Annotated in this window: 1 pseudogene; it reads left to right on the top strand. The window is 35.8% G+C overall.

The features are described 5' to 3' along the window. Window positions 1-20: 20 nt before the first annotated feature. A pseudogene (locus CWC04_RS19435) lies at window positions 21-243 on the top strand (Fe-S biogenesis protein NfuA); the annotation flags it as partial.

The raw sequence follows: 243 nt of genomic DNA, 5'->3' as shown, positions 1-243 counted from the left end.
AGTCAATTCTCGACGGTTTTATGATTTGTTATTCCTTAACATCACAATCGGATTTTGCTAAAATTTTAGCATATCATGCACAACAAACTAATATTCGTGTGTTTGTTTTAAACCCTGGTACATCACAAGCGGAATGTGGTGTTTCTTATTGCCCAGAAGACTCCTGTGATGTCAGCGATATTAGTCTTAACTTTAATGGTATTGATGAAGTAGTAGACACAGAACGTGCTCCTTTTTTAGAAG

It is taken from the genome of Pseudoalteromonas sp. S2893 (assembly GCF_005887105.1).
In the GTDB taxonomy this organism is placed as follows: domain Bacteria; phylum Pseudomonadota; class Gammaproteobacteria; order Enterobacterales; family Alteromonadaceae; genus Pseudoalteromonas; species Pseudoalteromonas atlantica.
Note: the sequence above shows the minus strand (reverse complement) of the source record. Positions and strands in the feature narration are given on the sequence as shown.